The sequence below is a fragment of the Monashia sp. HAY1-2A genome (genome assembly GCF_056755315.1).
Genome location: NZ_JBNDHY010000207.1, coordinates 1 through 6,559 on the forward strand (window position 1 = coordinate 1; position 6,559 = coordinate 6,559).

Consider the following 6,559-nt stretch of genomic DNA (forward strand, 5'->3'; position numbering starts at 1 on the left):
GGCACCTGCAAGTGCGATCTCGTGCGCTGGGTGGGCACGAGGTGGTGCCGATCAGCCGGACCTCATGGGACACCCTGGTCGAGGTGGTGCAGGAGGCAGACGCAGTTATCCACCTCGCCGGTGTGAACCGTGGCGAGCCGGACGCTGTCGAGAACGACAACGTCCGGCTGGCCGAGGACCTCGCGGCTGCGCTCGAAGCGGATCCACGCCCGCGGAGGGTCGTGTACGCCAACTCTGTCCAGAGCGGCAACGGCACGCCCTACGGTGCCGGTAAGGCAGCGGCCGCAGTGGTGCTCCGCGCTGCAAGCGAGCGCACCGGAGGAAGCCTGGTCGACGTCATGCTGCCCAACCTTTTCGGCGAGCACGGGCGGCCGCAGTACAACTCCTTCGTCGCCACGTTCGTCGACCTTGCTGTCTCGGGGGGCCAACCGGAGATCGTCGACCGTCATGTCCCGCTCATGCACGTCCAGGACGCGGCACACGTACTGCTTGCAGGGCTGACCGGCGCGGCCGGTGTGGTCACGCCGCGGACCACCGAGATCTCGGTCGGACGCGTGTGGGATCTGCTCCAGAGGTTCGTGTGCACCTACGTCGGCGGGGACATCCCAAGGCTTGACAGCCGGTTCGACGTCGACCTCTTCAACACCCTTCGGGCGCGCCTCTTCCCCAGCGTCTACCCGATCGCGCTCACCGAGCACTCCGATGACCGAGGGCGGTTGGTCGAGGCCGTGCGGTCCCACGGCGGCGAGGGCCAGACGTTCGTGTCGACGACGCGACCGGGGGTGACGCGAGGGGAGCATTTCCACCTTCGCAAGATCGAACGGTTCGTCGTCCTCTCCGGGCAGGCGCGGATCAGCCTCCGACGGGTCCTCACTGACGAGGTCCGGGACTTCGAGGTGTCGGGGGAGCGCCCCGTAGTCATCGACATGCCGACGATGTGGGCCCACAACATCACCAACACCGGGGACACCGAGCTCGTCACGCTGTTCTGGACGAACGAGCTGTTCGACTCCTCGGACCCTGATACGTACGCGGAGCCGGTGCGTATCAAGGAGGTTGACCCATGCTGAAGGTCATGACCATCGTCGGGACGCGTCCGGAGCTCATCCGGCTCTCCGAGGTGATCAAGCGGCTCGACGAGTCGGTGGACCACGTCCTCGTTCACACCGGGCAGAACTACGACTACTCGCTGAACGAGGTCTTCTTCCGCGACCTGGGGCTCCGGGAGCCGGACCACATGCTCGGCGTCGACACCAGCTCGCTCGGGCGAGTCCTGGGTGAGACGCTGATCAAAGCGGAGGCAGTCCTGCAGCACGAGCGTCCCGATGCTGTGCTGGTGTTGGGCGACACGAACAGCTGCATCGCAGCCGTGATGGCCAAGCGCATGCGAATCCCCGTTTACCACATGGAGGCGGGCAACCGATGCTTCGACGAGAACGTGCCGGAGGAGACCAACCGTCGTCTTGTCGACCACGTCGCCGATTTCAACCTCGTCTACACCGAGCATGCGCGGCGCAACCTTCTCTCCGAAGGCCTGCACCCGCGCCGCATCCTCCTGACCGGGTCTCCGATGCGCGAGGTCCTCGACGCGAACGCCGAGGGCATCCGCTCCTCCGACGTCCTCACTCGCCTCGAGCTGCAACCGGACGGCTACTTCCTCGTCAGTGCACACCGCGAGGAGAACGTCGACTCGCCGCAGAGGCTCTCCGCTCTCCTCGAGTGCCTGCGAGCGGTGCACACGGAATGGGGCCTGCCGGTTCTGGTGTCGACCCACCCACGAACGAGAAAGCGCCTGCAGGCACTACCGGGAGCCCTCCGCCACGATGGCATCGTCTTCCACGAGCCGTTCGGGTTCCACGACTACAACGCCCTGCAGCTGCACGCGGCGTGCGTCTTGTCCGACTCGGGGACCATTGCCGAGGAGTCGACGCTGCTCGGCTTCCCCGCAGTCACTTTACGTGACTCGATCGAGCGTCCGGAGGCCCTCGACACCGGTGGCATCCTCATGACCGGGCTCTGCGTCGAGAATGTCGTAGAGGCCGTGGGCCTGGTGCGCTCCGCTCCTGAGCAGAGGGGGCCCACACGGCTGCCCGACAACTACGCGATAAACGACACGTCGGAGCGGACGGTGCGGTTCATCGTCTCCACGGCGCGACGGCACCACGCATGGGCTGGCATCCGGGGGACGGCATGAAGGTCTCCGTCCTTTCGGCGGTTCACAACGAGGAGCGTTATGTCCTCGACATGATCGAGAGCGTGCAGGCCCAGAGCCACGAGGACTGGGAGCTGCTGCTGGTCGACGACGGCTCGACGGACTCCACGCGCGACAAACTGGACCAGGCGGCCGCAGGCGACCCCCGGGTCAAGCTCATCGGCGACGGCGCCAAACGAGGAAAGGTCTCGGCATTCAACGAGGCCTTCGAGGCCTCGATTGGCGAAGTGGTCGTGCTCCTCGGCGGCGACGACCTCCTCACCACGGATTCCCTCGAAGTACGGGCGCACGCTCTCGAGCGCTTCCCGTCGGACGCGCGCGTCGCGGCCTGCTTCAAGCTCCGGACGATCTCCGAGAGCCCCGCCCACGACAACTTGGTTCTGCCCAAGGGTGATGCCACGAGCAAGTCGGGCGGCGTGGTGGCGATGTCGCGAGGTCTGGCCACTGCTGTCTTTCCCATCGACCCGGCCCTACCGTCCGAGGACCTATGGATCGGTGAGCTGCTCGAGGAGCTGTCCTCGGAGGTGGTCAGGATGCCGCGGGTGGTTCTCGAATACCGGATCCATCCGGGCAACTCCAACCCGCGCACGCAGCCGTTCGAGCAGATGAGCGCGTCCATCGGCGCCCGCCATCGCGCATGGTCCGCCCTGCTCGAAGCGTCTCATCTTGATCTCAGTCCTGGTTTGACCGAGAGGTTGCAGCACCTGCGAGAGATGGAAAGCCTACGACAGCGGGGCAAGGTCCTAGCTTTGCTCGGCTACCGCGCCATGCCGCTACCGGATCGCCTCGGCTTCGCGGCGATGGCTAGCCCAGTCTTGTGGGGAGTGCGCAAGCGTTTCTTCCGGGTGCTGTCCGGCCTGCGAGGCCAGTAGCAGTGCTCGACCTCCTGCTCGTTCTCGGTGTCGCCTTCGCGGTGTATTACGTCAGCGTGATGCGACAGTTCGGCATCCTCAACGCTAACGCGCTGTTCGTGTACATCCAGATGGTCATGGCCGTTGGAACGTTCGCCTCGCTCGAGCCGTCGCTGCCCAGTGACAACGTGTACGGCTACGTAGTGCTGGTGGCCATGATCGGCTACTTCATCGGCAGTGGTGTTGTCATGACCGCGGGCGCGCGAAAACCGGTCGCCCACACGCGACTGGAGGCGGTGCGCCCGCTGCCGGCGGTGTGGGCATTGGTGGCGCTCTCGTGCCTCATCGTGGTGCTCTACTACAGCGCGGTCGGCTACAGCGCGCTCTTCGAGGGGCTGAAGAACTCCTTGTCCGGTGGGCAGGCCGACATCGCCGGGGCGCGGCTGGACTCCTATTCCGGCGCCCGGTACCTGTACCCCGGGTACGTCAACCAGTTCAAGAACGCGATCCTGCCGGGCCTGCTGCTCGTGACCTTCGTGTACTGGCGCCGCGCGGGACAGAGCCACGTGGTGCTCTCCATCGGCTTGGTGGCGATCGCACTCTTCGGACTCCTAGGCACCGGGCAACGGGGCGCCTTCATCCAGTTCCTCGTCGTCGCCGCGTACTTCCTCTATCTCATGAATGGTCGAAACCTGCCGCGCCGGAGCTGGCTGATCCTGCCGGCGGGTCTGATATTCATGCTCGCCTCGACAGTGGCCTTGGGTCGAAGCAACACCCTGCTCGGACAGGACGCCTCCATCGCCGACCGGCTCTGGATAGCAACGCGTGAGCTGGGCAGCCGGGTCTTTCAGGTGCAGCAGGAGTCGGCGGTGGCAGGATTCCGCTACATCTACGAGCAGCCGATCCAGTGGGGAGCGGAATGGGCCAGGGGCCTGCTCGGCGTCCTCCCCGGTTCGCCCGGAACGGACCTGCCCAACCGGATTTACCAGGTGCTGTACGGTACCGACCGCGGTACAGCGCCTCCTTCCGTGTGGGGATCGATCTACCACAACTTCGGGTGGGGCGGCATCGTCATCGTCCCGGTGGTGCTTGGCGCACTCGTCGCTATGGTGAGCTTGCGGTCGATGGACGGCAGCGCGCGCGGCTCCCTCGAGGCCGTTGGGATCGCGGGCGTGTCGACCTCCATCGGCTTCTGGGCATCGGGTGGGCCGGAGAGCCTGCTCAACACGGGGCTCGTGACCTATGCCGTGCTCTGGGTGTGGGGGCGCCGCCAGCGCGCCCGCGCTCTCTCGGGCGAGTCGTCGGCGGCCGGGGCCGGTGGCGACGAGGGGTCGGTCAAGTCGCGACCGGCTCGACCTCGTCAAGCACGCGGGCGTCGTTCCGTCGTGAAGCCCGTGCGCACAGCAGCCACATCACGCCATACATGAGGGCGCTCGCGACACTGTAGGTCAGGATCGTCGCCGAGGCGCTCCAGCCGAAAGACGAGGGGATAAGCAGCGCTGCCGAGACGACGGCGAGCCGTGCTGCGTCCCAAGCGAGCTGCAGGCCGAGCCTGCCGGTCGCGATTAGGGTTTGCGACAGCGGCACGGCTACTAGCTGTGCCGCTACGGCCAGGGCCAGCGCCTGCGCGTACCGTCCAGCCTCCCCCCACTGTGCGCCGAGGACGGTCGAGAAGGCCCACGGAGCGAGCACCAGCACCATGATGAGGAATGCGGCGCCCGCGGCGACCAGCGCGCGGCTGGCCCTGACGAAAGATGCCCAGGCATTCGCCTGCCCTGATCGAACCTGTTTGGCGACCTTGGCGAGGTAGACCTGCGCGATCGCCGCCCCCACCAGGGTGACGGGCAGGCCCAGCACGCGCAGGGCCATGCCGAACGAGCCCGCGCTCTCGGTGCCGTACCGCCAGGCGACGAGTACGACCGGAAGTTGCAGACCGAGCGTGTTCATCACACCCGCGGGCAGCAACGTCATAGGGTATCGGCGGTGGCGAGCAAGAGTTGCCAAGAGCTCAGCCGGACGCGCCAGGCGGCCCGCGCGCCGAACATGACGAGGTCGCACGAGCGAGGCCGCAGCCGTCCCGTAGCCGAGTGCCGCGCCTGCGACGAGGGCGGCGGGCGTCGGCCACAGGAGTCCGAGTCCCACCTGCACGCCGGTCGTCACCAGCGGCTGCAGAGTATTGCGCGTACCGACTGCCGTCAGGCGCTCCTGCCGCACCGCGGCCTGAGCGAGCGTGAGGTACGCAGCGTAGGCGAGCATCAGAGGCGCCAGCATCCACAGGACGGAGGAGTAGTCGGCGTGCCCTAGGGCCTGCCCCGCCGCATCCCCGTACAAGGCCAGGCCGACACCCGCCACCACCGCGACGATCAGGCTGCTGGCGAGGGCGAGGAAGACGAGCCGGAACGCGTCGTCGTCGGACCGGGCCATAGGGACAGCCAGCTCGAGACGCAGCGTTGCGAAGGTCGCCAGCGTCACGGAGTAGGCGGTCACGACGGCGAGCGCGCCGAAGTCGGACGGGTCGTAGAGCCGGGACAGGATCGGCAGTAGCAGAAACGAGGCGAACTGACCTGCCGCGCTGCCGCCCGCGATCGAGAGCAGCCCGGTGTGACGGCGTAGCACCGTAGCCGTTCGACGAGCCCTGGTGGCGGGTGGCATCGCCGTGTCAGCCCACCGGGTGCGCCGAGGCCTGCCGAGCGGAGGCGATGCAGGCTTCAGCGATCCGGACGGTCTCGGTGCCGGCTCGCATCGTGACGATGTCGCAGGGGAGACCGAGGACTGCGTCGCGGAACTGCTCGTGCTCGGTGCGCAGAGGCTCTGGTTTGGTCATCGCATACCTAATGACGTCACCTTCGGATACCCCTCTGAACTGTGCGATGTCCTCGCGCACCACCTTGATCGAGCCGTTGGCGTAGAAGGTGAGGTCGGCGGTCAGCGTGTCGGCGACGAACGCACCCTTCTCGCCGGTGATGGTGGCAACGCGCTCCTTGAGGGGCGAGAGCCAGTTGACGAGGTGGTTGGTGACAGTGCCGTCGCTCAGCAGGCCGGTCGCGGCGACGAGGTCCTCGTGCTCACGACCGCTGCGGAAGGCGATTTGCGCGCTGATGTGAGCGTAGGTGCGCTGCGTCACCCAGGCGGTCAGATCGATGTCATGCGTCGCCAGGTCTTTGACTACTCCAACGTCGGCGATGCGGGCCGGGAACGGCCCCTGTCGCCTCGTCGTCACCTGGAAGACCCGCCCGAGCTCACCTGCCTCAATCCTGTGCCGGGCATTCTGCAATGCCGGGTTGTAGCGTTCGATGTGACCAACCGCCCCAACGAGGCCGCGGGTCTCGAAGGCCTCGGCAAGCCGCCGGGCGGACTCGACGTCGGGGGCCAGTGGCTTCTCAATGAGCGCGTGCACTCCTGCCGCGGCCAGGGCGAGCCCGATCTCTTCGTGAAAGACCGTGGGTACCGCCACGACGCAGTAGTCCACCCCAGCGCTCACGATGTCCTGCACACC

The 6,559-nt window shown here is 66.9% G+C and carries 6 protein-coding genes; 4 read left to right on the forward strand and 2 right to left on the reverse strand.

Going from position 1 to position 6,559, the window contains the following annotated elements; genetic code table 11:
• From ACPYOM_RS20315 to ACPYOM_RS20330, 4 genes are all read left to right on the forward strand, one after another.
• A partial coding sequence (locus ACPYOM_RS20315; protein WP_481347334.1) for a polysaccharide biosynthesis C-terminal domain-containing protein occupies positions 1-1,070 on the forward strand: 1,070 nt, incomplete at its 5' end.
• Positions 1,064-2,194, forward strand: coding sequence for a non-hydrolyzing UDP-N-acetylglucosamine 2-epimerase (wecB, locus tag ACPYOM_RS20320; RefSeq protein ID WP_481347335.1), 1,131 nt, complete (start codon positions 1,064-1,066; stop codon positions 2,192-2,194). The genes ACPYOM_RS20315 and wecB, both read left to right, overlap by 7 nt.
• On the forward strand, positions 2,191-3,084 hold the full coding sequence (locus tag ACPYOM_RS20325; protein WP_481347336.1) for a glycosyltransferase family 2 protein: 894 nt from the start codon (positions 2,191-2,193) through the stop codon (positions 3,082-3,084). Before wecB ends, ACPYOM_RS20325 begins: the two co-directional genes overlap by 4 nt.
• Before the next feature lie 2 nt (positions 3,085-3,086).
• Entirely contained in the window at positions 3,087-4,490 is a 1,404-nt protein-coding gene (locus ACPYOM_RS20330; protein ID WP_481347337.1) for an O-antigen polymerase, read from the forward strand.
• Here the strand turns inward: ACPYOM_RS20330 and ACPYOM_RS20335 are convergent.
• Both ACPYOM_RS20335 and ACPYOM_RS20340 read right to left on the reverse strand, forming a co-directional pair.
• On the reverse strand, positions 4,399-5,679 hold the full coding sequence (locus tag ACPYOM_RS20335; protein WP_481347338.1) for a lipopolysaccharide biosynthesis protein: 1,281 nt from the start codon (positions 5,677-5,679) through the stop codon (positions 4,399-4,401). The two genes, ACPYOM_RS20330 and ACPYOM_RS20335, sit on opposite strands and share 92 nt — an antisense overlap.
• Positions 5,680-5,722: 43 nt before the next feature.
• Positions 5,723-6,559: Gfo/Idh/MocA family protein (locus ACPYOM_RS20340; protein WP_481347339.1), on the reverse strand; the 837-nt coding region annotated here is incomplete at its 5' end.